Source organism: Pediococcus acidilactici, from assembly GCA_024970065.1.
GTDB lineage: Bacteria > Bacillota > Bacilli > Lactobacillales > Lactobacillaceae > Pediococcus > Pediococcus acidilactici_A.
On the sequence record CP103908.1, the window covers coordinates 127,065 to 151,769 of the forward strand.

Below are 24,705 nucleotides of genomic sequence, written 5' to 3' on the forward strand. Positions count from 1 at the left end.
AAGGATGTTTAGTAAATTGAACTTGTAAGCGCTTATATTTGTGTTATTATCAAAGTATCAAATAAATAATTAAACGTAAAAGGGTATATACCAATGTATAAAGAAAAATACTTTGAAGAACTAAAAAAAGAATTTAATAACGAAGATGAGATTGTAACCGAGATCGTCAACCTGGAGGCGATTTTAAATTTGCCCAAAGGGACCGAGTATTTTATCAGTGACATTCACGGCGAATACGACGGACTCAACCACATTTTAAAGACTGGAGCGGGGATCATTAGTGAAAAAATCAACCTCCGTTTTCCTGAAATGGCGGCGGCTGATAAAAAGGAATTAAACTTTGTGGTGGCCTACCCTAAATTCATGATTGAAAAAGTTCAACAGGGTAAAAGTGCCGACGAGTTAATTCAATGGTATACCACCATTATTCCACGGATGATTGAGGTCACCCAATATTGCGCTAGCAAATATTCACGTTCAAAGGTCCGGAAGACGTTGCCCAAGAAGTATGCGTACATTATTGAAGAGTTGCTGTATGTAGAAGGCAGTCCGAAAAATAAGCAGAAGTACTACGCACAAATCATTAACAAGGTCATTGAATTGAACCGGGCGCAGGATTTCGTTCAAAGCTTGGCTGCTACGATTCAAAAACTGGTAATCGACCACATTCACATTGTGGGCGACGTTTTTGACCGGGGCCAAAAGTCTAACCAGGTTTTGGAACTGTTGGAAAATGCCCACTCCCTAGATTTTCAGTGGGGGAATCACGACGTCCTCTGGTTGGGCGGTTACGCCGGTTCGCAGGCCTGCATCGCAACCCTTTTCCGGATTGCAACCCGGTACGGATACATTTTTGATTTAGAACGGGAATACGGAATCAATTTACGGGCGTTGTTTACCTTTGCCGACCAACATTACGAAGCCGACCCGTTTTTCTACCCGAAAGCTGGGGAATTTAACCAACAAAACGCGGATTTGTTGTCCAAGGTTCACCAAGCCTTGACCATTATCCAATTCAAGCTAGAAGGCCAAATTATCGCCCGGCAACCCGATTTTGAAATGGAAAATCGCCTGTTTTTGCAACAAGCGGTCACTGGCGCAGTTGAAATTGATGGCCGGACCTATCCGCTAAGTCACGGCTGCTTCCAAACGGTGGACCCACAACACCCCTACGAACTGACCACGGAAGAGCAGGAAGTTATCCAGAGTTTGGGTTACTCGTTCCGGCACGCCCCACAAATCAGGGCCCACATGGACTTTATTTTACGTAAGGGGAGCATGTATCTAATTTACAATAATAATTTGCTTTACCACGGCTGCATTCCGCTTACCGAAGATGGTGATTTCGACGAATTTGAATACCGGGGGCACCGTTATGCCGGCCGGAAGCTACTCGATTTCTTTGAACAGCGGATTCGCGCGGCCACCAGTAAGGCGGATTTTGCGGAAAATGATGATACCGATTTAATGTGGTACTGCTGGATTGGCAAAAAATCACCGCTTTTTGGGCGCACGGCCATGACCACGTTTGAACGTTACTTTATTGACGATAAAAAGACCCATCGCGAAGGTGATAATCCGTACTTCATGCTTCGCGACCGGCTTTCTACGGCGCACTATATTCTAGATAAATTTGGGTTGGACGAGCGTTCCAGCTACATTATTAACGGGCACACTCCGGTAAAGGTGGGCAATGGCGAGTCACCAATCAAGGGCGGTGGTCAAATTTTAGTAATTGACGGCGGCTTATCGAAGGCCTATCAGAAGGCGACTGGAATTGCCGGCTACACGCTGATCAACAATTCATACGGGTTCCAAATCGTTACCCATACGCCGTTTTTGGGAGTGGCCGAGTTGTATAACTCGACGACCGGTTCGGCAACTTTGAAACGGGTGATTGACCGGGATCTGCCCCGGCGCAACATTGCCGATACAACCATCGGGATGGAACTTAAGCGCCAAATTGACGACTTGAAATTTCTTCTGCAAAACGACGACAACTAGTCGTTATACTTTTTGGAACGCAAGATTCGCCAAGTAACCAAGGCGAGCACCAAACTGACGATAATCATCATTAAAAAGCCGAATTTAGTGTGTTCACCAGGCAGCCCGCCGGTGTTCATCCCCCACAACCCGGCAATCAACGAGGGAACCGAGATGACCAGGGCGGCCGAATCTAAATACTTCATCAAGTGGTTCAAATGGTTACTCATAATGTCAGTAAATAAACCGCTGATCGCTTCAATTAAGTCACGATAAATGGCAATTAACTTCGTGATTTGGCGTTCAGCGGTTTTAATGTTGTAAATCATCGCTTCATCCGCCAAATTATCGGTAAATTCCGCTAACTTAAAAAGCCGTTCTAACGCTTGGTGTTGGGTATCAAGGGTGTGCTCTAAGACGACGGCCTCTTTTTTGATATTTTTGATTTCGATGAGATATTCATTTTTGGTGGTTTCCGTAGATTGTGCTTCAATTTCTTCGAGCTGCTCTTTAATATGTGCGAGTTTTACGCGATAGTTGGAGTAAATTTTTAAGAGGAAGCAGGCAATCAGTCCTTCGTTGGAATTAAACAGGGTGGTTTCGTAAAGTTGTCGAATTTCAGTGGCGCTTGCCGACTCTTCGTGGACCAAAAAGGTTAGTTGTTCCGGCTCTGAAACGATGATTAAAGGATCTAACAATACCTGAGAGTCAAGAATGTTATCGGTAGGTGCGAGGTTACAGACTGCAATCAAATAGGCAATTTCGTCTTCGCCATGCTTGAAACGCATGGTTCGGGGAAAGACTTCGGGAGTTTGCAGGCCTGCCGTAATGGTTGCCGGCCACTGATGTTTTTGGATTAAATTGTTGAGAGAATCAACACTGGTGAAAGTTTCAATTTTGAGCTGGACGTGGTGATTAGGCATGCCGGAACTCCTTTCTCGCTAAACGTTTACATAACGTGAGCCTTTTTCTTTTTAAAAATATTCTATTATATTAAAATGCTAATTACAAAAGAAAGGAGTTGTATGCACATGAATCAACCAGATTTAAAGGATCCCCGTACGCTGTACCATACGGATAAATTTCCGGCACAACAACAGGACACCCCAGCAATCCAAGGGAAGATGACTCCCGTACCCGACTGTGGTGAAACTAGTTACGTAGGTCACGACCTGCTGTTAAACCGGAAAGTGCTTGTAACCGGTGGTGATTCCGGAATTGGTCGCGCGGTGGCCATTGCATTTGCCCGGGAAGGCGCCGACGTAGCCATCCAATTTTTACCAGGTGAAGAAGCCGACGCGCAAGAAGTGGAACACTACATCACTTCTGCAGGGCGTCAAGCGCTCTTACTCCCGGCTGATTTACGCGATTCAAATGCTCCCGAAGAAATTATCCAACGGGTGGTTGATGAATTTGGCGCACTCGACACGTTAATTTTAAACGCGTCCCAACAAATTGCGCACGAAAAAATCGACGACCTGCCGATCCAACAAATTAAGGATAGTTTTGACGTGAACGTGGTTGCCATGTTAGCGATGGTCAAGGCTGCCAAACCGCACCTTCCAGCGGGTGGTGCGATCGTTACCACTACTTCGATTCAAGCGTTTAATCCAAGCACCCAGTTGTTAGATTACGCCGCAACCAAAGCAGCAATCGCAAACATGACGATTAACTTGGGTCAACAGCTAATTGAACAAGGGGTGCGGGTTAACGGCGTGGCTCCAGGACCAATTTGGACTCCAATCCAATTGGATCATGGTCAACCAGAATCCTCGATCCCTGAATTTGGGCAAGATTCACCAATGGGCCGGGCTGGACAACCAGCTGAATTAGCCCCAGCATACGTCTTCCTAGCGTCCAACTTAGCTAGTTACGTAACTTCCCAAATTTACGGCGTAACTGGTGGCGAACCAATCAACCTTTAAGGAGGAATGGCGATGCCTTGGACAAAAAAAGATTACCCCAGCTCCATGAAAAATCTTAAGGAGCGGGTGCGTAACAAAGCAATTGAAATTGCAAATGCTTTGTTACAAGAAGGCTATGATGAAGACCGGGCAATCCCGATTGCCATCAGCCAAGCAGAAAAATGGGACCAGGACCACCCTGAAGAATAGGTGGTACTAAAAAACTTTAAAAACGCGTCTACTAGGACAGCTTGTCGCTAGTAGGCGCGTTTTTGTGCGGTAAATTTAGTTGTTAGCGGAAGACCCGCTAGTTGTGCTATACGCATAGTCATAATAGGAAGGACTGCTGTAATTATAGTTCGGAGAACTACTATAAGTTGAATCGTTCCCTGTTGAACCATAAGTCCCATCAGTATAACTATCGCTAGAATCATAACTAGAGCTTTCGGCGGCGGCTGAGGACGCTGCCGCAGCACTTTCTGCCGCTGCTTTAGAACTCGATTCAGCTGCCTTAGAAGCTGATTTGGAAGCTTCTTTAGAGGAAGATTCCTCGGCTGCTTGGCGGGCTGCCTCTTCTTCGGCCTCTTTTTGGGCGGCGATTGCGGCTTCGCGAGCAGCTTTTTCGGCCGCCTTATTTTCTTTATTAACGATTGACTTAAGGCTGATCAACTTAGTTTGTTCATCAACGGTGCGTTGCGATTGTTGATTTTTGCGCATGTCTTTAATTAGCGCGTCAATGGTTGTAACGCTAATTTTTTGGTTTTGCCGGTGAGCATTCATAATGGCTTTGTACCGCCGACTAAGTTGGTCCGCTGTTTTAACGATGTGATTTACCTTTTGTAACCGTTGCTGGTACTTCTTATCGAAAGCTTGTGGAACGGCGCTGTTCGATAAGGTTTGTATTTGGTGCTTAACTTTTTTGGTAGTTACCTTTAAATCAACTCGATTTTGTTGATTGAATAAGTGCTGATAATCTTGCCGCACTTGGTAAGCATTGGCGGCTTGGTTCTGCGCTTTTTGTAACGTTTGTTTCTGTGGTCGGTCCTTTAATTGTGCAACGTCATCTTTAAGGGTGGTAATTTGTTGTTTGGTGACGCTTTTCTTTAGATCGGAATGGTTAGAATCGACGTACAACCGGTCGATGCGGGTCTGCAAACGGTCAACTTTACTAGAGTAGAGAGTTTTACTAATACCCCATCCGCCGCCGAAAAGCACGGCACACACTAAAACAATGCTACCAATTAAAATTGACCAGTGTCGCATAACTAAGCGCCGATGACGCCGTTTTGCAGACCGGCGCCCCCGGTAAAGGTCGTCTTCAACAAATTCATTTTGGTACGGATCCCGTGGATTGATCCAATTTTTGAACTTCGATATCCATCTATTTAGTCTTTTGTTCATAAAAACTAATCCCCCAAGGTGTCAGCCAACACGTTTAAATTTAGTTAAATTAAATTACGAATTATAACTATTAACATTATACTTTGTTTTGACAGATTAGGGCAAAAAACATTACATTAACTCCAAATTACTGCTCATTTTTTTGAGTTTGTGTGTAGCTTCTTCCATTGACATGAGTGATTCATCGAAAAATGACTCGCTAAGGGTGACAAATAGACGTGCGGGTAATTCAATTAAGGTCTCGTCTAAGGGTTCGCTAGGCAGCCGATCCCCTTGAAGACAGTGGTCAACGCGGGAAAAGACTTCCTTGCGTGGTTTAATAACGGCCATTCCTAATGCTTCTGAAAGGCCTTTCATAATTAAGTAAGTTAATTCCGCTACCCGTTGCGCCTTAAGTAATTTGTTTCGAATAAAGGCTTCCTTGAAAGGGACTTGGAGCTGGAGACACTTACCGTGACAATTAAAGTTTAAAAATGACGAGTGGGGATGCTGTTGATCCGCGTAAAAGTCGGTTAGGTGATGAACAAAGGCCCAATCGGCAGGCCGGCGGGTCGTTCCGGTTAACGGAACCACCCGTTGGGTACCTAAAACTACTGGGCGAGCCTGTTTGATACCTAGATAATCGGACATCACCCGCAAAAAGAGGTCCCGACAAGGTTGGGTACGGACAAAGTTACGAATAAGTTTACGGGTTGATTGATTAGTAATATGGGGAGGTCGTTCGGTATCAATGATCAAAGTGGAACCAGGACAACGCCAGTGGCTAATGTCTTGCAAATAAAGGGTGGTTTCGCTGAAAATTTGCGCGTTTTTGATAAACGGTAAATTAAGGTTCCGTTTTTGATCCGAAAAAACTTGACTTGAGCTGAGCTGCTGAAATTCATCATAGTAGTTCAGTTTAACTTCCATACTAAAACAATCTCCTCCAAAATGATTACTAATCAATATTTTTTTGCATTTGAATATTATCAAAGCGCTATCACGTTAACAAGTATCTGAGTCAAATTCAGCACATTTTGCCAATTATCTAGGTATTTATAAGACACATTTTATTTGAAATGAAATGTGGTTTCATACTTTTAAATAAATTTACGAATTATATTGAAATGACGTTTCAAACGCGGTACAATTAAGCAACTCAAATGAAAGCGAATACATGGAGGTGCAATTTAATGTTAGATTTAAGTCGGTTAACGACGGAAACCCGTAACCCACAGACGATGCGGTTGGATGAATTATCAACGGCAGAAGTACTCCAAATTATGAATCGTGAGGACCAGACCGTGGCCCAGAGCGTACAAAAAGCGCTCCCGCAGATTACTAAAGCGGTGGACCAAATCATTAAAAACTTTAAGCAAGGTGGCCGACTTTTTTATATGGGCGCCGGAACCAGCGGTCGGCTAGGCGTGCTGGATGCTGCTGAGTGTGTGCCTACCTTTGGTACAGATCCAGAAATGGTGCAGGGACTGATTGCTGGAGATGAAAAAGCGATGACCGTAGCGGTGGAAGGCGCGGAAGATTCTTTGACTTTGGGCCCGACAGATTTAAAAAAACGGCACCTCACGGATAAAGATACCGTGGTGGGGATTGCTGCAAGTGGTCGCACCCCGTACGTAATTGGCGGATTAGACTACGCACGAGAAATGCATGCTGCCACAATTAGTTTGGCTTGCAACGCGGATGCAGAAATTAGCCAACATGCCGAAATTGCCATCGAAGTCCCGGTGGGGCCCGAAGTATTGACCGGTTCCACCCGGCTAAAATCGGGAACCGCACAGAAATTAGTGTTAAACATGCTTTCAACGGTTTCAATGATCGGAATTGGAAAAGTGTATAAGAATTTGATGGTTGACGTTAAGCCCACTAACGCAAAATTAGTGGAACGGTCTAAGCGGATTATTATGCAAGCGACCGATGCGGATTATGAGACCGCAACCACAATGTTTGAAAAGGCCCACCAAAACGTTAAAGTTGCCATTGTGATGATTTTGACGGGGGTCGACGAGGCGAAAGCTCAAAAACGGCTTCAAGAAGCCCATGGTTTTGTTAGAAAGACGATTGATTAGGAGGTTGAAGTAATGACGGATGCAAAAGTAAAGCAAATCGCGCAGGCCATCTATGCTAACGTGGGGGGTCCCGGCAACGTTGCCAAGTTGATTCACTGCATGACGCGGGTGCGCATGACCATTAAGGATCCGAGCTTGGTTAACATGGCCGGGTTAAAACAAATTGACGGTGTGATGGGAGTCGTGGACGACGATACTTTACAAGTAATCGTGGGTCCCGGTACGGTTAACAAAGTTGCCGAAGAAATGGTCCGCGAAGTCGGAGTAAAACTGGGTGATCCTTTCCCTGAAACGGTGATGGACACTAGTAAAATGACGGACAAGGAAATTGTGGAAGCTAAGGCGGCCCAAGTAAAGGCGGCCCAAAAGGCTAAACAAAAACAAACTCCCGTAAAACGAATTTTGAAATCGATTTCGAACATCTTCATTCCGTTGATTCCGGCCTTTGTCGGAGCTGGTTTGATTGGTGGGATTGCCGCGGTACTCTCCAACTTGCTCGTGGCTGGTGACATCAGCAAGAGTTGGACGGATTTGATTTTAGTGCTGAATATCATTAAAAACGGGGTGTTTGCCTACCTTTCCGTTTACGTTGGTATTAATAGTGCGACCGAGTTCGGCGCGACTCCTGGTTTAGGGGGTGTGATCGGGGCGGTAACCCTGTTAAACGGGATGACTCCCGAAGCTCCGTTGCACAATATTTTTAACGGCCAACCAATGAGCGCCGGACAGGGTGGAATCATCGGCGTAATTTTTGCCGTTTGGGTACTATCCTTAGTCGAAAAGCAACTTCATCGCTGGGTACCAGATTCAATTGATATTATTGTGACCCCAACGATTACATTATTAGTTATTGGAATATTTACCATTTTCCTAGTGATGCCAGTTGCCGGCGTAATTTCAAGTTCCCTAGTTGGTGCAATTAACTGGATTCTAAACATTGGCGGCGCGTTCTCTGGTTTTGCGTTAGGAGCATTGTTCCTTCCGATGGTAATGTTTGGTTTGCACCAAATTCTAACCCCGATTCATATTGAAATGATTAACAAAACTGGGGCGACTCCATTGCTACCAATCCTTGCCATGGCGGGTGCTGGACAAGTCGGTGCGGCCTTTGCACTTTGGGTTAAATGCCGGCGGAACCGCCAGTTGACTAACTTAATTAAGGGAGCTCTGCCAGTTGGAATCTTAGGAATCGGTGAACCCCTAATTTATGGGGTAACGTTGCCACTAGGGCGGCCGTTCATTACCGCATGTATCGGTGGTGGGATCGGCGGTGCCGTAGTTGGCGGCCTCGGCCACGTAGGCGCGATCGCAATCGGCCCTTCCGGAGTAGCTTTGATTCCGTTAATTACTAACGGCCACATTTACGCGTACGTGCTCGGCCTCTTAGCTGGATATGCCGGCGGATTCGTGGCAACCTACTTCTTTGGAATCCCTAAAGACGCCCTCGTTGGCGATACTGAAGTTAACGCTGAAGTTCAAAATGAAGTTCAAAACGACGCTCCAGCTAGTTCAACAGCTGTTCGTAGTGGTTCGGCGACCGTAACGGCCCCCGTTAGCGGCAAGGTAGTCGAACTTGACCAAGTTCCTGATCCGATGATGGCCCAAGAAGTGATGGGCAAGTCGATTGCGGTAAAGCCTGACGAAAATGATTCTCAAATTTACGCTCCGGTAGATGGTGGAGTCACCATGGTGGCAGATACCAACCACGCAATTGGCTTCAGAGATGAAATTGGGGAAGAAGTCCTCGTGCATATCGGAGTAGATACAGTAAAATTAAATGGAAAAGGATTTGAAATTAACGTACAAGCTGGTGACCAAGTGCACCAAGGCGACGTGATTGGAAAGGTCGATTGGTCCGTAGTTCGGAACGCCCACCTAGACCCGGTTACCTTGACCATTATTACTAATTCGGCTGATTATCAAGTTGCCAAAAAGGATGGGCAAACGGACGTGCAAGCTACGTCAATTTTAATGGAAAATCAACGCTAGCCACGATTAATTGCGCCAGCGTGAGGAGGGTTGTCGATGAAAAGTGTTGTATTTACCTTAAAAAATCAGTTAGGTGATTTTACCAAAAAGGAAAAGCAAGTTGCGCAATTTATCATTAACCATCCTCAAGCGGTCCTGGAATCAAATGCCAAACAAGTTGCCGATCAAGTAGGCACGAGTGCTGCGACAGTAATTCGTTTAGCAAAACGGGTTTGCAAGAATGGCTTACCCGAACTGAAAGAACGCTTGAAGAACGAAACGATGGTCAACGACAAGTTTTTCGAAGAGATTGATCCAACGGATACGCTTGAAGTAATGAAGCAAAAGATGGAATACCGGATTAATCACACCATTGAGCAAACCAACCGGACGGTCAAGGGCGGAGCAGTCCGTAACGCAGCCAAATTGCTGGATCAGGCCGACGTGGTTTACACTTATGGCATGGGAGCATCACATTTAGTAGCGGACGATTTGCAACAAAAGTTCGTTCGGCTTGGTAAGCCGGTCGCCCAAACTCAAGATATCCACCTGCTGGCCGCGGGAATGTCCAAGGGGCGTGGAGCAGTTGTACTGATTTCTAACTCAGGAGAGACTAAGGAAACCTTACAGCTTCTGGGAGCTGCCCGGGCACTCGATTTACCAGTAGTGGCGATTACCCGGGTGTTAAATAGCCCCTTAGCTCGTCAAAGTACGGTGGTGCTAGCTCATAGTGATAGTGGGGAAGGAAATCAGTTGCGAAGCGCGGCCACGACCTCGCTAATGGCCCAACTTTACGTGGTTGACCTACTCTATTATTCCTATTTAAAACTTCATTTTGAAGATCACGTCGATCAATTGACGAAATCACGTAGAATTATCAAGAGCAATTTTTAATTAAAACCAACACGGTTTCTGGTGGCGGAGAGCTACTGGGAATCGTGTTTTTCGTTAGAGTGGTAAAATTGAAACGGAGAATTTACTTATTATTAAGAACGATAGGGAGGTTAAGAAATGCAAGCCATGGATTTAGACTGGTGTTTTCGGCTCGTGGTGGCGGCAATATGTGGCGGTTTTATTGGTTACGAACGGTCGGCCCGGTTGAAAAACGCTGGAATTCGGACGCATATTATCGTGGCTTTAGGAGCTGCCTTAGCCATGTTAATCTCTAAATACGGATTTTACGATTTACTGCAACATCCGGGAATTGGGTTGGATCCCTCCCGGATTGCGGCCCAAATCATCAGCGGGATCAGTTTCATTGGCGCCGGAACCATCCTGGTGCGGGGCGCAGGCGTCAATGGCTTAACTACCGCTGCTGGAGTGTGGGCTACCGCCGCGGTCGGGATGGCCGTCGGATCGGGATTGTACTTTATTGGAATTGTGGCCGCGCTCCTAATCGTGGCCTCGCAATCTTTGTTCCGGGATAATTTAGTTTTGAAATACCTATTACGACACAAACATTTTCATTGCCAGGTTTTGCTAAAAAACGACGCCACGACTTTAACAACGATTCATGCCATCTTCCACGACGTCGGCTTTGCTCGCAAGACGTTTTCCATTAGCAACGTGACTACCGAACGGATCACCGTAGAATTGGAAGGAATTTTAACTGACAAGCAGGACATCGATGCCGTTTTAATGAAAATTTCGAAGAATCCGGCGGTGGTGGAAGTTCAGCGGGAAGACTAGACGCAAGATTTGTACGATTTGGTTGGCTGGTCAAGCCCGTAAAGATTAGCAAATTAAGCATTATCCGGAGAATGAGAAAAAATATAAAGTCATTTGGGTATGCTGACTTCATTTTATATAGAATCAAAAGTGCTTCTTCAGAATTTTCGAGTTCTGAAGAAGCGCTTTTTTAGTTGGTAAAACTTTCAAGTTTAAGAATTGGTATATACATCTTAAAGGTGATAAAAATTGTGTAGAGATAAGGTTGTTAGCGCAAACTATTTTTAATTAAAAAATGGCAATTTAACGATTGTCTTTGGTTAGATAAAGGTTATACTTTATTTGTAAACGTTTACACTTGTTGAAATTAGATGGGATTTATCTGATGAGGAGATGGATGTAATGGCAGCGAATATTTTAATGACGCGAGTTGATAATCGTTTGGTACATGGACAAGTCGGGGTGACCTGGACCAGGGCGGTAAAGGCCAACTTAATCGTGGTGGCTAATGACGACGCGGCCAATGACGAACTGCAACAAAAGCTGATGGCCACCACCGCGGACTCTTCCGGGGCGGATATTCGGTTCTTTACGATTGAAAAGACGATTAACGTGATCAATAAGGCTGCGGATCGACAACACATTTTTTTGGTGGTAAAAACGCCTGGTGACTTGCTTAAATTAGTGGAAGGCGGCGTGCCGGTTAATAAAGTTAACGTGGGCAACATGCATTTCGCACAAGGTAAACGGGAAATCACCAAAAAGGTTTACGTTGACGATCAAGACGTTCACGACCTCCTCGCAGTAGCTAATCGGGGAATTGAAATTTTTATTCAAGACTACCCTGGTGAAAAACAGTATCCAATTACCGAACAATTGTTGAAATAACGCTTAGTTAGTGTAAAGGAAGTGATTTAAGAACCCGATTTCACGGTAATGTCGCTAAACGCACCCGGCAAGCGAAGTGACTAGGCTAGTTCATTAATTTTAGATATGCCTGGTGTTTCAGCTGCTGTGTGCTGCTTATCAAGAGAGGTGAAAATAAATGTCGGTTACTCTCACACAAGGTATTTTAATTGCGATTTGGGCAATGATTTCCGGCCTTGATGCTTGGCTGCAAGCCTTCTTCATTTTCCGGCCCATCATTGTCTGTACGATTACTGGTTTGATTTTAGGGGATTTACAATTAGGGGTCATTGCCGGCGGGCTGACCGAATTAGCCTTTGCTGGACTAACTCCAGCGGGTGGTACCCAGCCACCTAACACAGTTTTATGCGGAATTATGACCGTAGTAATTGCGGCCACGAATAACACTAATCCTACCACGGCGATTGGCTTATCCTTGCCATTTGCGATGCTCATGCAGTATATTTTGCTATTCTTCTATTCATCATTTTCCCTATTTATGTCTAAATTTGACCAATACGCAGCGGAAGGAAATGCCCGTGATTTCAAACGGCTTAATTTCATTCCGCTAACGATTGTCATCGTTTCGTTTGGCGTAGTGGCTTTCCTTAGCGCTTACGCTGCGCAAACTCCGATGCATGCTTTAGTTAATTCGATGCCGCATTGGCTGACCCACGGTTTTGAATTAGCTGGTGGGATCTTACCTGCGGTTGGTTTTGCAATGCTGCTTAAGGTAATGCTGAAACCTAAATACATGCCGTACTTAGTCTTGGGATTCGTAATGGCCAGCATGATTCCATTTTCAAACGTACTACCGGTAGCGTTGGTCGGGAGCGTTTTTGCCGCGATTGAATACTTCCGGACCCGGGAAAATATGGAATTAAAGGCCCAAATTAAGGACCTTTCTGCACGTTCGCAAGGAGGTGGCATGGACGATGGTATCTAAGAATAAAAAATCCATTTTCAGCAATCATGAAATTTCAATGCTCGGTATTCGTTCTAACTTAGTACAGGCTTCGTTTTCTTACGAACGAATGCATTCACCAGAATGGACGTGGGCACAGCTGCCCTATTGGGAGAAAATTTATCGTGACGATCCCGAGGGGTTAAAGCGGGTAATGACTGACAACATGGAATTTATTAACAGCTCGCCACCGTTATACCCCATCCTCATGGGATTATTATTGACTATGGAAGAAGAACACGTTGATTCGACCACCATTAAAGGATTGAAGAACGCGTTGTTCGGGCCGATGGCTGGAATCGGGGATGCAATTTTCTGGTTCACCATTATGCCGATTGTGGGCGGGATTAGCGCCTCAATTGCTAAAAACGGAAACGTCTTTGGCCCCATCCTCTTCTTCGTGGTTTACCTCTTCCTCTTCTGGTCTCGGGCACCCTTGGCTCATCTTGGATACAACCTGGGAACCAAGGCTATTGACGTAATCCAAGAAAATTCGACGGTCATTTCGCACGTTGCTTCTATTCTGGGATTGACCGTAATTGGTTCCCTAATTGCGTCGTACGTAAAGATGCAGTTGACCATTAAAATTGGGGCCGGGAACACCGTTATTGACCTGCAAAAGCAACTTTTAGACAAGATTTTTCCTAACATTTTGCCATTTGCTTTCGTATTCTTACTGTTTTGGCTGTTGCGGAAGAACATTAGCCCGATTTGGCTGATCGTGGTGACCTTTGCCTTATCGATTATCATGGCAGCAATTGGTTGGATGTGACTAGCGAATAAAACGGAGATAATTTATGAACGAGATTAAAGTAATTGTTAGTGGCCACGGCAAATTTGCGTCTGGAATTCAAGCGGCCCTAAGTTTACTAATTAAGGTGCCAGAAAATTGGCAATTTATTGATTTTACGACCGGGATGAGCGACCAAGATTTACATCAAGAATTCGTCCAAGCCTTAGGTGCCGCACCTTTTGGAGAAACCGTGTTTTTTACTGATTTAGCCGGCGGAACGCCGTACAACGTGGCGGCTACATTGGCAGCAGACGCGGCGCAACTGCAAGTGGTTGCGGGATGTAATTTGGCTTCGTTGATGGAAACCATGTTCCAAACGTTTGGAAACGCGCATCAGTTAGCCAACGCCTTAATTAGCACCAGTCATGCAAGCATTAAAAGGTTTGATCCGAATGCTCCGGTTAGCCGAAATGCGGACGTGGACGACGGGATTTAGCAGGGAAAACTCGGCAGATCGGTGGAGCGGCATTTTTAAAATGGGTTGGTATAAAATGCTCTGTGTACCAACGCTTAAAATGGGAACGTGGTAATCGAAAAAGTATTAAATTGGAGAGATTAAATATGGATACCATTGGAATAGCGGTGATCGTAATCGCGATGATCGCTGGAGGTATGGCAATTAAAATCTATCAAGACCGACGGTACTTTTACCTAAGCACCTTCTTTTATAAAGAATCGCAAAATAGCAATGTGCTGTTTTTAGGAAAAAGTGGGCGGTACATTTTGAATCGAACTGAAATCAGCGAAGCCACCCAGCAACCAGCTAGGTTTATCATTGATGAAGGTACGTTCAAGGTTACCCCGGACCAGTTGCTTTTACAAAGTCACGATGGACTAGTGGTTACTTATGATAACGTGCGTAACCTAGTGACGAATAGGAACCCTCACGTGCGACGGCAGAGTCCAGCGGTGTCAGATTTAAGAACCATTGAGATGAAAAATCACCATTTAATTGTGGCCCAACAACCGTTAAAAAGACTGGGCGACCACCGCGCTAAAAGCGTGGTTTCAGTGCGAAAGATGCTGGGACAGGCGGAGGTCGATTAGAAGCTACGTCGGAATATTTCTGGGGAGATCTTCGCGGGTTCTGTGAGTTTTGTTATATTGGTTAGGAAGAATTGGGTTTTAGCTTAGCGTCTGCCTTGGGGTGGGCGTTTTTTTGTGGGGAGAATTTGCGAATTTTAGATGTTAAGCCCACCTGTTTAAAAGAAAATGTATAATACAATTAGTAAAAATTAATTGCAGGTGTAAAAATGGCTAACGTAAATGATCCAGTTGTAGAAAAAATTTCATTTAATAAAAACGGGTTACGATTGTTAGATGAAAGAAATGAACAGCTTTTATTAGACTACCCAACTGTTTACATTATTTATGCAGAAAACAAAGATAGCTATAGCGTTTATGTTGGAGAGACGAATAATATTAAGCAGCGAACAAGAGAACATTTTCAAGAGATGCGCTATGCTAAGAGATCCAAAATGTTTGTGGTTGGACATGAACATTTCAATAAATCATTAACACTGGATATAGAAAACAAGTTAATGCTCTACATGACTGGTAGTAAAGCCGTTAAAAATTTATCCAACAAGCGGGCTAACCCGCAGTATAAATATTTTCCTGTAGAAGAGATGAACGCTATTTTTTCAAAAATATGGCGTCAGTTACATAGAGAAAACAAGCAATTATTTCCGGTTGAGAAGGTAATTGAAGAAAATGCGCTATTTAAAGCTTCCCCTTTTCACAAGTTGACAGAAGAACAAATGAATGCTGAAATCACTATTCTGGATCATGTAAAGCAAGCGCTTAACGAAGAAAAAGAGAATCAGTTAATTCTGGTGGAGGGATCAGCAGGTTCAGGGAAGACAGTGTTACTAAGTTCATTATTTTACTTACTTAGTGGGCAAGATGAAGAATTTAAAGGAAAAAGTGCCTACATGCTAGTGAATCATGATCAGCAAGTGAAGGTCTATAACAATATCGCTAAAAAACTAGGTATCCAAAAGAAGTTTGATGAAAAAGTAATGAAGCCTACAAAGTTTATCAACAATTTTACAGATAAGGCGGATATTGCTTTAATTGACGAAGCGCATCTTTTGTGGACGCAAGGAAAACAATCTTATCAAGGGAAAAACCAACTTAACGATATTACGGATCGTGCTAAAATTACTATAGCAGTTTTAGATCCACATCAAATGCTTAGGACTCAACAATATATTGAAGAGCAAACGTTAAAAAAATTAGAGAACCGGGCTAAGAAGAATGGACATTTAATTAAATTAAGAAATCAATTGAGAATGAATGCAGCAAAAGATACTGTAAAATGGATTAAAATGCTAGTTTATGGAAATAGAATAACTAATTTACCAAGGGATGATAAAGATTACGAACTGAAAATTTTTAAGAGCCCAGGTGAAATGTATAAGGCAATCAAAGAAAAAAATCGAGACCAAAGTAAGGGACTTTCCCGAATGTTGGCTACGTTTGACTGGGAATTTAAAGAAAAGCAGGACAAAAATCACGATTTATATCAAGTAACGGTAGAGGATTTTAGCTTGCCGTGGAATCTACAAACTAAAAGCAATAATAAGGATTTATCCTGGGCTGAACGACCAGAAACAATTAATGAAGTAGGGTCTACCTACACAATCCAAGGGTTCGACTTGAATTACAGTGGTGTAATTATTGGTCCGTCAGTCAAATATCGTGATGGTAAAATCGTTTACGATCCTAATGCTAGTGCGAATAAAAATGCGGTATCAAATCGCACGTTAAGTGATGGAAGCAAAGTGAAGGTATATAATCAGCTATTACCTAACGAGCTAAATGTGTTGTTAACTAGGGGAGTTAACGGGCTTTATATTTATGCCGTTGATGATGAATTAAGAAAAGCATTGCTAGCAGCTCAAAATCAGGAAATACAAAATTAATGTAAAACATTTCAAATTTATAGGTTGATAAATTACTAATTAATAAGAGGTTGAATTCTAATTTGAATTTCAACCTCTTATTTTGTCGGATTTTAATTTTTTAAAAAAGATTCACGATAAACCATTGCAATCGGGGCAATGATTTTTTGCGGCTCTGTGGGAGTACTTTGCCCTATGTTTTGTAATAGAATGTCAACAGCTTGTTCAGCTAGTAATGTTGTGTTTTGGTGGATAGTTGTTATGGTTGGCGTTGCAATATTGGCGATTGAAGCGTCATCGAAACCGATTACGCTAAGTTTTTGGGGGACTGCAATGTGTAATTTAGCAGCTGCTTTAACAACCATAAAAGCAATGTAATCATTAATTGCGAAGATTCCTAAGGGTTGTGGGTCAGAAGAATGTTCGATTAAGAATTCTTCCAACAATGTATTTTCTTCCAAATATTGATTTGAAGACACATTCAACCTAAAAACATGCTTTTCGGGATTTTTAATATTAGTTTTCTTTTTAAGGGTGTCGATAAAACCGTGAGTCCGCTCTCTAGTTGGTGAGTAATTTGTTTTTGACAAAATCAAATAGGGATCTCGGCTATCTGTGATGATTTCATTGGTGGCTTTTTGTGCTCCCGCATAGTGATCAGATTTAATGATGTTTTCGTTATCAGATTGAGGAGCTCGATCGATGTAGACAATATTTTTATTTTGGCTGGCTAAATCAGCGTTAATGCTGTCAGTAGCTGAAATGATAATTATTCCCTCTACCATCAATTCTTTTAGAACTTTTAGATAATTTTCTTCCTGGAAATAATCCCGCTCGGTATTACAAATAATGGTTGTGTATCCCGCTTTAAATAAAAGTCCTTCACATTTTTTAACTATTTTTGAATAGAATTCATTTCTTATATCAGGCACTAAAATTCCGATTAATTTTGTATGTCCGGTTTTTAACGTGGAAGCAAGCCGATTGGGCTGATAATCTAGCTCATCCATTATGGCATGAATTTTATTTCTGGTAGCAATGCTAATATTACCAGTATTATTAATGACCTTGGAAACGGTAGTTTTAGAAACCCCGGCTCGGTTAGCAATGTCTTGAATGGACACTTTATTTTTCATGGTTATAAAATACCTCCAAAAAAATATTGACAAACATTATAGATGGCTGTTACACTTATCCTGAAATTAAGGTTACCGGTAACCTTAATTAAATAATATTATACGTATAATAATATAACTTGTTTAAAAATCTTTTTAGGGGAAACGGTATCCCCAAGTTGAGGAGTAAAATTATGGACTTATTTGATATTGATATTTATGCAGATGGTGCAGTTGTAGACGATATGGTAGAAGCTAAAGAACAATTAAACGTTAAGGGATTTACCACCAATCCTAGTTTGATGAAAAAAGCTGGAATAACTGATTACATGAAGTTTGCCAGAAAAGTTATGAATACAGTTGGTGATCTTCCAATATCATTTGAAGTATTTTCTGACGATTTTAAAACCATGAAAATGGAAGCGCTTAAATTAGCGAAATTAGGAAAAAATGTTTTTGTGAAAATTCCGATTACCAATACCAAGGGTGAATCATCAGTTCCTCTAATTAAAGAGCTGTCAGAGCAGGGTGTTTCAATCAACGTTACCGCTATCTTAACAATAGATCAAGTTAAAGAAGTAGTTCCCGCATTTAGTGAAAATACTACAAACATTGTTTCCGTCTTCGCTGGGAGAGTCGCTGATACAGGCGTTGATCCAACAAATTTAATGAAAGAGTCTGTACAAGTGGTTAAAGAAAGCAAAGGAAACACTAAGCTATTGTGGGCTAGTTGTCGAGAAGTACTAAACATTAAACAAGCAGCTGATTTAGGAGTAGATATCATTACGGTAACAACTCCTGTATTAAAAAAATTAGGCATGGTAGGAAAAGACTTAAAGAAATTATCCTTAGAAACTGTTCAAGGTTTTAATAACGATGTAAAAGATTTGGGATTTTCAATTATTTAAGCTGGACTAAAGGAGGAAAACAAATATGATCTTGTCCGCTATTTTAGTTGCAATTCTTGCGACAATTTCGCAATGGTGGTTTTTTGCACCCATTACGCGATGCATGACGTATCCGCTAACTACTGGTATTTTAGTTGGAATATTTATGGGCCACCCTATGTTAGGGATGCTGGCAGGAGCAAATATTCAATTAGTATATCTAGGATGGATTAACGCCGGGGGTGTGATGCCTAGTAACACTATGGTAGCTGGTATATATGGGACGGCGCTAACAATTTTATCTAGTGCTAGCCCAAAGTTGGCAGTTACGTTTGCAATTCCGTTTAGCTTACTAGGGTTACTAATGGTCCAAATTTATCAAACGCTAAACTCATTTTGGGTACATAGAGCGGATAAAGCACTAGCCGAAGGTAACGTAAATCAAATTCGATTTTTGAATTTTGTTCCGTCATTTATTGTGTCGTTATTGGTATATGGATTGCCAGCATTTTGCTTGGTATTGTTTGGTAAAGGCTGGGCGACAGCACTAATCAATGCAATTCCTGAAAGCTTAACCACAGCTTTAGAAGTTGTTGGTGGTCTAATGCCGGCGCTTGGAATCGCAATGCTATTAAGCTATTTAGGAAAGAAGAGTTTAAACGCATATTTCTTCATTGGATTTTTCCTAGCAGTTTATCTAAAACTTGATACAACGGCAGTAGCAATCTTTTCAGCAGCAATTGCCTTTTTGATTTTTGTTAGTCAAACAGCGAAAAAGAAGGAAGATAGCCCTAAACAAAAGAAGGTAAAACGCTTGACGTTGAATAATCGAAAAGGAGCTACTGAAGCAGTTCAACCGGCTACTAATTCCACGGATAGCGCAAGTGTGATTACTACTGACGATTACAAAGTTCAATTGAATAAACGGGATTTGATCAAGACGTGGTTATGGCAACAGTCAGATGAAGCTGCTTATAATTATGAACGTTTGCAAGCTTTAGGACTTACTAACATGATGTTGTATCCGATTCGGAAACTTTACAGTGATCCTCAAAAGCAAGCAGAAGAATTGAAAAAGTACATGGTGTTTTTTAATACAGAACCACACATGGTTGGCCCAATTATTCACGGAGTGGCTTTATCAATGGAAGAAGCTCGAGCAAATGGACAAAACGTTAGCGCAGAGGATATCAACGGTGTTAGAACTGGACTAATGGGGCCAGCAGCAGGGATTGGTGATACAGTCCAACAAGGAATTATTTTTCCGATTTTAGCTAGTATTGGTGCAACAATGGCTTTGGATCATAACTTTATTGGCCCGGTCTTCTTTACGGTAGTTTTTGAAGCAATTATTTACACGATTGGTTACCTGATGTTTATGTTTGGCTATAAGAAAGGGAAGAGCTCTGTAATTACCATTTTGAAGAATGGAATCATCGATAAGGTTACAAATGCTTTCAGTATTGTAGGTTTAATGGTAGTAGGGACTATGGCAGCAACCCGGATAACGGTGGATACTCCGTTAGTTTGGTCAATCGGAAAAAGCACGATGAAGTTACAAGAGATTTTGAATACGCTGGCTCCGGGATTAATACCGTTAGCAATTACTTTAATCGTTTGGCGATTGGTTGCCAAAAAAGTTAACCCAACGTGGATAATTCTTGGAATTTTTATAATTGGTATTGCTCTTTCATACCTAAATCTTTTAGGAGTAGTTAAGTGAGGAAATTATGGTAAAAATATTTTTAATTAGTCATGGACCATTTAGTAAAGGACTTTTAGAAAGCATTGAAATGATTGCTGGACCTCAAGAAGGCATTACCTCTCTATCTTTAGAGCGTGGAGAGAATCCTGAGGAGTTTCGGAATCGGTTACAAGAAAGCTTATCTGAAAATTACGATGCAACTAATGGAGTTTTAGTGCTCTGCGATTTAAAGGGTGGAACGCCATACAATTCAGCAGCATATTTAAGTCAAAAATTTAAAATGAAGTTGATTACCGGAATGAACGTACCAATGGTGATTACCTTAGTCACGACGAGAACTGTCGAAACATCATTAGATGAGTTGGCGACGTTAGCTACAAGCTCAGAGTCGACAAATATTGAAAATGTAAATTTGAATTTTAAACAAGGAGGAAGAAAACATGGAAAACTTAGTCTTAACAAGAATTGATGATCGGTTAATTCATGGGCAAGTAATGACTGCATGGATTAAGAACAAAGGTGCGGATCAAGTAGTAATTGTTGATGATGGAGTAGCCAAGGATGACTTTATGATTAATGTTTTAGAAAATGCGGTACCTGATAATATTGCAATTGGAATCTTTTCTAAAGAAGACGCGGTAACTTTTTTCTCAGAACCATTAGAAGCACCCACCATTATTTTGGCTAAAACTCCCCAAACGCTAGAATATATGGTTGATAATGGCATTAACATTGATGAAATTGATTTAGGTGGTATGGGAGCCAAGGAGGGGCGTGAACGACTTTATCATACTATTTCAACTAATGCAGAAGAAAATGAATCCTTTAAGCGTTTAATTGAAAAAGGCGTAGACGCATTTATCCAAATTATGCCACAAAATGAAAAAGTGAACCTAAAAGATATTCTAAACAAATAATAGTGATGAACTCTTAGATTCAGAGACTTCAAGGCGGTGACGCTTTGAAGTCTTTTTATATATCATAAATTGTCATCTACAGGTGACAGTTAGCAATAAGCACGGACATGTTCCAAATGAAATAATATGGTTGTGGCCATGAAGAAGAAGGTGAAACGGGTGGATAAAAAAGAAACACAAATAATTTATTCGCTAGCTAAAAGTGACGCATATGTGACATCAAGCCAACTTGCTTCGTTACTTCATGTATCAAATCGATCGATAATTAGAATGATTAAAAGAATAAATTCAAATACGGGAGGGGAATTAGTACGTTCTAAGAAGGGACGCGGATACAAACTTAATTACGAAGCATTTTTAAGAAATGCGCATATATTGAAAAATTTTAAAGCGTATTCTCCTATAGAACGAAGAAAAGAAGTTTTATTAAAACTGCTGTTTAAATCGCCGGAAAAAATTGGAATTAACACATTATTTGAAAACTTTTATATTAGTGAATCTGTTATTAGTACTGATATAGCGATATTAAAGCAACAGCTAAATAAAAAAGGAGTACTGTTGATTAACAGAGACCGAACGCTAAGGGTACAGGGAAACGAATCGACAATCCGAAAATTAATAATTCGACTAGTTAATAAATGGGAGGTGGATGATTATAGTTCAATTGGGACAGAAATACCAAATTTAGCTAAACGAGATCGGGATTTCGTTGTTGGACAAATGGATTATATCGAACATAAACTGCAGTCTCCGATTTCTTTCCCGTATAACGTGAATCTTTTCTATCATTTATGTATTTTAATCAAACGATATAAAAGTAAAAATATAAAGTTTGAATTTGGAGAACCAATTAGCACCGTAGAAAAAGAAATGCTAGAAAACAACCAAAAGTTATCGGCAGTAGCTGGGCACATTGTTGATACTTTGGAAGATTATATTAGTGTAAAAATGCCTCCGATTGAAAAATATTACATTTTTCAATATTTGAATTCTGCAAGGTTAATCTCCGAATCTAAAGATAAAGAATTAAAGTTCATTAATTTAACTAGGCTACTTCTTAAAAACATTTCTGAAATTTTAAAGATAACCATTCAAGGAGATGGCATTGAGGAAGATTTATCGCTTCATGTAGAGCCAATGTTTAAGCGAATTATAAATGGTATAGAAATTAAAAATCCTATTTTAGAAGATATTAAATTGGAATATCCAAATATTTTTCAAGCTACCGAGATGGTAATGAAAAAAATATTCCGAGAATACTATAGTGGCAACGTTTCTGATGATGAAATTGGTTTTGTTGCTATATACATTGCAAAATTTATTGAGCAACACGGACATAATATGAAGGCGTTAATAATGTGTTCCAGTGGTATAGGCACTTCTGAGCTGTTGAAAGTAAAAATAGAAAAAGAGCTTCCTAATTTGGTTATTGAAGATGTGATTTCTTTTAGAATGTATGAGAAAAATAAAGAAAAGTGGAATCGTAAAGTGGATTTAATTTTAACTACGATTGCAACCAACGAAAAGATTATTGATAAACCAATCGTGTTAGTGAATGCAATGTTTACGAAAACGGACAAAATAAGAGTTGAAAAGTTGATTGAAAGGTTAAGCCAGAAAAATGGAAAAGACAATTTTAAACCAAGTGATTGATGAAAAATTAATTGAAATGAATTTGAAATCAAATACGAAAGAGGGGGTAATAAGAGAATTATCAAAAAGATTATATGAACAGGGAAATATAAATGATTTAGAAGCATTTGTAGAAGACGTTTTATTACGTGAAAAGGAAGGAATTACTGGACTTGGACAAGGAGTTGCTATTCCCCATGGTAAGTCGAAGTCAGTTATTAATACCACGATTGCGATTGGTAAAAGTGAACATGATATCCCATGGGAAACGTTAGATGAAACGCCTATCCGAGTGGTGATCCTGTTCGCAGTTCGGGATATTGATGCAAGCACTGTTCATATTAAATTGCTCCAAAATGTCGCCAGATTCTTATCAGACGATGATTTTATTAATGATTTACACAACGCAGAAACTAAAGACGATCTTTTGAAATTACTAAAAAATTCAAAGGAAGGGGATGGATAGTTAATGAAAATTGTTGGTGTAGCAGCATGTACGTCGGGAATTGCCCACACTTACATTGCTAGAGAAAAAATAGTAAAGGCAGCTCAAAAATTAGGATATGAGATTCACATGGAAACTCAAGGAACAATCGGTACGGAAGATGAGTTAACAGCTACAGATATTAAGGAGGCAGACTTTGTTTTACTAGCCGTGGATATTAAGGTTAACGGAAAAGAACGGTTTACTGGTAAAAAAGTTGTTGAAGTACCTACAAATACAGCAATAAAAGCACCTACCAAATTATTGAAAACAATTGTTGAGAAGTTAGGCCTTAATGGGGGATAGAGCTATGAAAAAGTTGCAACTTAAAAAGCATGCAATGACTGCGATTTCATATATGCTTCCTCTTGTGGTGGCTTCGGGTTTATTAATCGCTATTGGAAATTTAACTGGAGGACATGAATTAACTAATTTTAATGGTAGTTATGGTATTCCATCTGCTTTAACAACGTTAGGCGTTTGGGGAATGGGATTGCTTGCACCAGTGATTTCGGCAGCAATTGCCTATTCAATTGCTGATCGGCCGGGGATTGCTCCAGGTTTATTAAGTGGAATGATTGCTTATAAAATCGGTGCAGGATTTTTAGGCGGAATGTTGGGCGGATTTATTGCCGGATGGATTGTGTTGCTTCTGGTGAAATATATAAAAGTACCAAAATGGGCAGAAGGTTTGAAACCAATGATGGTGATACCACTAATTTCATCAGTAATTATGGCAATCCTAATGTTTTATATAGTAGGACAGCCCATTGTACTAGCAACAAATGCTTTAACGGAGTTCCTTAATAGTATGGAAGGATCAGCACGCTTCATTTTTGGATTTATCTTAGGTGGAATGGCAGCCTTTGATTTTGGAGGACCGGTTAATAAAGTTGCATCGCTATTTGCAGATGGGATGCTGTTACAAGGCGTTCAACAACCAGAAGCAGTAAAGGTAATAGCATCAATGATTCCTCCTTTTGGAGTGACGTTATCATGGGTACTATCTAAGCTTATTCACAAAAATATTTATACAACCCAAGAAATTGACAATATTAAAATCGCTTTTCCAATGGGAATTGTCATGATTACAGAAGGAGTAATCCCCATTGCAGCAGTAGATCTTTTTCGAATGATACTAAGTTGTAGCTTTGGTGCTGCAGTTGGTGGAGGTTTATCAATTTCATGGGGTATTAAAAGTCCTGTTCCATCTGGTGGTATGTTCATTGTACCGGCGATGAATAAACCTTTGCTATTTATACTGGCGTTGTTAATCGGTTCAGTAGTTACTGCTAGCTTGCTAATTCTTCTCAAGAAGAATATAAAAACTCAGAAATCTGAGACAACTGTTGCAGAGGAAGAAGAAAATATTGACTTAGACGATATTAAAATTAATTGAATGGAGG

The 24,705-nt window shown here is 41.2% G+C and carries 24 protein-coding genes and 1 pseudogene; 21 read left to right on the top strand and 4 right to left on the bottom strand.

Going from position 1 to position 24,705, the window contains the following annotated elements; translation table 11 throughout:
- Positions 1-93 precede the first annotated feature (93 nt).
- Positions 94-2,004 (top strand): fructose-1,6-bisphosphatase, encoded by a 1,911-nt coding sequence (locus NYR25_00560; protein ID UWF33932.1) that lies wholly within the window; start codon positions 94-96, stop codon positions 2,002-2,004.
- On the opposite strand, the gene NYR25_00565 is transcribed toward NYR25_00560, so the two are convergent.
- Positions 2,001-2,906: a magnesium transporter gene (locus NYR25_00565; GenBank protein UWF33933.1), complete on the bottom strand. Its 906-nt coding sequence runs from the start codon at positions 2,904-2,906 to the stop codon at positions 2,001-2,003. The two genes, NYR25_00560 and NYR25_00565, sit on opposite strands and share 4 nt — an antisense overlap.
- Before the next feature lie 108 nt (positions 2,907-3,014).
- Between NYR25_00565 and NYR25_00570 the strand changes: the two genes are divergently transcribed.
- Positions 3,015-3,908 carry an SDR family oxidoreductase gene (locus NYR25_00570; GenBank protein UWF33934.1) on the top strand — a complete coding sequence of 298 codons (894 nt, stop codon included), beginning with the start codon at positions 3,015-3,017 and terminating at the stop codon, positions 3,906-3,908.
- A 12-nt stretch (positions 3,909-3,920) separates the two neighbouring features.
- Positions 3,921-4,082 (top strand): annotated as a pseudogene (locus tag NYR25_00575) (DUF2188 domain-containing protein).
- A 90-nt stretch (positions 4,083-4,172) separates the two neighbouring features.
- On the opposite strand, the gene NYR25_00580 reads toward NYR25_00575, so the two are convergent.
- Positions 4,173-5,288 (bottom strand): hypothetical protein, encoded by a 1,116-nt coding sequence (locus NYR25_00580; GenBank protein ID UWF33935.1) that lies wholly within the window; start codon positions 5,286-5,288, stop codon positions 4,173-4,175.
- 111 nt (positions 5,289-5,399) lie between these two features.
- Entirely contained in the window at positions 5,400-6,197 is a 798-nt protein-coding gene (locus tag NYR25_00585) for a hypothetical protein (protein UWF33936.1), read from the bottom strand.
- A gap of 263 nt (positions 6,198-6,460) precedes the next feature.
- Between NYR25_00585 and murQ the strand changes: the two genes are divergently transcribed.
- The 10 genes from murQ (at position 6,461) to NYR25_00635 (ending at position 16,580) form a co-directional block, all read left to right on the top strand.
- The gene (murQ, locus tag NYR25_00590; GenBank protein UWF33937.1) at positions 6,461-7,354 is read left to right on the top strand and encodes an N-acetylmuramic acid 6-phosphate etherase; all 894 of its coding nucleotides are present in this window, start codon (positions 6,461-6,463) and stop codon (positions 7,352-7,354) included.
- Between the two features lie 12 nt (positions 7,355-7,366).
- Positions 7,367-9,343 (top strand): glucose PTS transporter subunit IIA, encoded by a 1,977-nt coding sequence (locus NYR25_00595; GenBank protein UWF33938.1) that lies wholly within the window; start codon positions 7,367-7,369, stop codon positions 9,341-9,343.
- Between the two features lie 36 nt (positions 9,344-9,379).
- A complete protein-coding gene (locus NYR25_00600) occupies positions 9,380-10,216 on the top strand; it encodes a MurR/RpiR family transcriptional regulator (protein ID UWF33939.1) in 837 nt (278 codons plus the stop codon).
- Between the two features lie 117 nt (positions 10,217-10,333).
- Positions 10,334-11,011 (top strand): MgtC/SapB family protein, encoded by a 678-nt coding sequence (locus tag NYR25_00605; GenBank protein UWF33940.1) that lies wholly within the window; start codon positions 10,334-10,336, stop codon positions 11,009-11,011.
- 381 nt (positions 11,012-11,392) lie between these two features.
- Complete coding sequence (gene agaB, locus NYR25_00610; GenBank protein ID UWF33941.1) at positions 11,393-11,878, top strand: PTS galactosamine transporter subunit IIB; 486 nt, start codon at positions 11,393-11,395, stop codon at positions 11,876-11,878.
- Positions 11,879-12,035: 157 nt separating this feature from the next.
- A complete protein-coding gene (gene agaC / locus NYR25_00615; GenBank protein ID UWF33942.1) occupies positions 12,036-12,842 on the top strand; it encodes a PTS galactosamine transporter subunit IIC in 807 nt (268 codons plus the stop codon).
- Complete coding sequence (gene agaD / locus NYR25_00620) at positions 12,832-13,632, top strand: PTS galactosamine transporter subunit IID (GenBank protein UWF33943.1); 801 nt, start codon at positions 12,832-12,834, stop codon at positions 13,630-13,632. Before agaC ends, agaD begins: the two co-directional genes overlap by 11 nt.
- A 25-nt stretch (positions 13,633-13,657) precedes the next feature.
- Positions 13,658-14,089, top strand: a complete 432-nt coding sequence (locus tag NYR25_00625) for a PTS sugar transporter (GenBank protein ID UWF33944.1) — start codon at positions 13,658-13,660, stop codon at positions 14,087-14,089.
- A gap of 125 nt (positions 14,090-14,214) precedes the next feature.
- Entirely contained in the window at positions 14,215-14,700 is a 486-nt protein-coding gene (locus NYR25_00630; GenBank protein UWF33945.1) for a hypothetical protein, read from the top strand.
- A gap of 206 nt (positions 14,701-14,906) precedes the next feature.
- A complete protein-coding gene (locus NYR25_00635) occupies positions 14,907-16,580 on the top strand; it encodes a DUF2075 domain-containing protein (GenBank protein UWF33946.1) in 1,674 nt (557 codons plus the stop codon).
- Between the two features lie 92 nt (positions 16,581-16,672).
- Here the strand turns inward: NYR25_00635 and NYR25_00640 are convergent, their stop codons facing one another.
- Positions 16,673-17,695: a LacI family transcriptional regulator gene (locus NYR25_00640; protein UWF33947.1), complete on the bottom strand. Its 1,023-nt coding sequence runs from the start codon at positions 17,693-17,695 to the stop codon at positions 16,673-16,675.
- Between the two features lie 173 nt (positions 17,696-17,868).
- Between NYR25_00640 and NYR25_00645 the strand changes: the two genes are divergently transcribed.
- The 8 genes from NYR25_00645 (at position 17,869) to NYR25_00680 (ending at position 24,698) form a co-directional block, all read left to right on the top strand.
- Complete coding sequence (locus tag NYR25_00645; protein ID UWF33948.1) at positions 17,869-18,582, top strand: transaldolase; 714 nt, start codon at positions 17,869-17,871, stop codon at positions 18,580-18,582.
- Positions 18,583-18,607: 25 nt separating this feature from the next.
- Complete coding sequence (locus NYR25_00650) at positions 18,608-20,284, top strand: PTS system mannose/fructose/sorbose family transporter subunit IID (GenBank protein UWF33949.1); 1,677 nt, start codon at positions 18,608-18,610, stop codon at positions 20,282-20,284.
- 7 nt (positions 20,285-20,291) lie between these two features.
- Positions 20,292-20,735, top strand: a complete 444-nt coding sequence (locus NYR25_00655; GenBank protein UWF33950.1) for a PTS sugar transporter subunit IIA — start codon at positions 20,292-20,294, stop codon at positions 20,733-20,735.
- A complete protein-coding gene (locus NYR25_00660) occupies positions 20,707-21,183 on the top strand; it encodes a PTS sugar transporter subunit IIB (protein ID UWF33951.1) in 477 nt (158 codons plus the stop codon). Before NYR25_00655 ends, NYR25_00660 begins: the two co-directional genes overlap by 29 nt.
- A 159-nt stretch (positions 21,184-21,342) precedes the next feature.
- A complete protein-coding gene (locus tag NYR25_00665; protein UWF33952.1) occupies positions 21,343-22,836 on the top strand; it encodes a PRD domain-containing protein in 1,494 nt (497 codons plus the stop codon).
- Positions 22,805-23,281, top strand: coding sequence for a PTS sugar transporter subunit IIA (locus NYR25_00670; protein ID UWF33953.1), 477 nt, complete (start codon positions 22,805-22,807; stop codon positions 23,279-23,281). The genes NYR25_00665 and NYR25_00670 overlap by 32 nt, the downstream gene beginning before the upstream one ends.
- Before the next feature lie 3 nt (positions 23,282-23,284).
- Entirely contained in the window at positions 23,285-23,605 is a 321-nt protein-coding gene (locus tag NYR25_00675) for a PTS fructose transporter subunit IIB (GenBank protein ID UWF33954.1), read from the top strand.
- A gap of 4 nt (positions 23,606-23,609) precedes the next feature.
- Positions 23,610-24,698, top strand: coding sequence for a PTS fructose transporter subunit IIC (locus NYR25_00680; protein UWF33955.1), 1,089 nt, complete (start codon positions 23,610-23,612; stop codon positions 24,696-24,698).
- Positions 24,699-24,705 lie beyond the last annotated feature (7 nt).

Excerpts from the sequence above, each read along its gene's own strand:
- NYR25_00560 (UWF33932.1), top strand. The coding sequence starts at position 94 with ATGTATAAAGAAAAATACTTTGAAGAACTAAAAAAAGAATTTAATAAC.
- NYR25_00565 (UWF33933.1), bottom strand. The coding sequence starts at position 2,906 with ATGCCTAATCACCACGTCCAGCTCAAAATTGAAACTTTCACCAGTGTT.
- NYR25_00570 (UWF33934.1), top strand. The coding sequence starts at position 3,015 with ATGAATCAACCAGATTTAAAGGATCCCCGTACGCTGTACCATACGGAT.
- NYR25_00580 (UWF33935.1), bottom strand. The coding sequence starts at position 5,288 with ATGAACAAAAGACTAAATAGATGGATATCGAAGTTCAAAAATTGGATC.
- NYR25_00585 (UWF33936.1), bottom strand. The coding sequence starts at position 6,197 with ATGGAAGTTAAACTGAACTACTATGATGAATTTCAGCAGCTCAGCTCA.
- murQ (UWF33937.1), top strand. The coding sequence starts at position 6,461 with ATGTTAGATTTAAGTCGGTTAACGACGGAAACCCGTAACCCACAGACG.
- NYR25_00595 (UWF33938.1), top strand. The coding sequence starts at position 7,367 with ATGACGGATGCAAAAGTAAAGCAAATCGCGCAGGCCATCTATGCTAAC.
- NYR25_00600 (UWF33939.1), top strand. The coding sequence starts at position 9,380 with ATGAAAAGTGTTGTATTTACCTTAAAAAATCAGTTAGGTGATTTTACC.
- NYR25_00605 (UWF33940.1), top strand. The coding sequence starts at position 10,334 with ATGCAAGCCATGGATTTAGACTGGTGTTTTCGGCTCGTGGTGGCGGCA.
- agaB (UWF33941.1), top strand. The coding sequence starts at position 11,393 with ATGGCAGCGAATATTTTAATGACGCGAGTTGATAATCGTTTGGTACAT.
- agaC (UWF33942.1), top strand. The coding sequence starts at position 12,036 with ATGTCGGTTACTCTCACACAAGGTATTTTAATTGCGATTTGGGCAATG.
- agaD (UWF33943.1), top strand. The coding sequence starts at position 12,832 with ATGGTATCTAAGAATAAAAAATCCATTTTCAGCAATCATGAAATTTCA.
- NYR25_00625 (UWF33944.1), top strand. The coding sequence starts at position 13,658 with ATGAACGAGATTAAAGTAATTGTTAGTGGCCACGGCAAATTTGCGTCT.
- NYR25_00630 (UWF33945.1), top strand. The coding sequence starts at position 14,215 with ATGGATACCATTGGAATAGCGGTGATCGTAATCGCGATGATCGCTGGA.
- NYR25_00635 (UWF33946.1), top strand. The coding sequence starts at position 14,907 with ATGGCTAACGTAAATGATCCAGTTGTAGAAAAAATTTCATTTAATAAA.
- NYR25_00640 (UWF33947.1), bottom strand. The coding sequence starts at position 17,695 with ATGAAAAATAAAGTGTCCATTCAAGACATTGCTAACCGAGCCGGGGTT.
- NYR25_00645 (UWF33948.1), top strand. The coding sequence starts at position 17,869 with ATGGACTTATTTGATATTGATATTTATGCAGATGGTGCAGTTGTAGAC.
- NYR25_00650 (UWF33949.1), top strand. The coding sequence starts at position 18,608 with ATGATCTTGTCCGCTATTTTAGTTGCAATTCTTGCGACAATTTCGCAA.
- NYR25_00655 (UWF33950.1), top strand. The coding sequence starts at position 20,292 with ATGGTAAAAATATTTTTAATTAGTCATGGACCATTTAGTAAAGGACTT.
- NYR25_00660 (UWF33951.1), top strand. The coding sequence starts at position 20,707 with ATGGAAAACTTAGTCTTAACAAGAATTGATGATCGGTTAATTCATGGG.
- NYR25_00670 (UWF33953.1), top strand. The coding sequence starts at position 22,805 with ATGGAAAAGACAATTTTAAACCAAGTGATTGATGAAAAATTAATTGAA.
- NYR25_00675 (UWF33954.1), top strand. The coding sequence starts at position 23,285 with ATGAAAATTGTTGGTGTAGCAGCATGTACGTCGGGAATTGCCCACACT.
- NYR25_00680 (UWF33955.1), top strand. The coding sequence starts at position 23,610 with ATGAAAAAGTTGCAACTTAAAAAGCATGCAATGACTGCGATTTCATAT.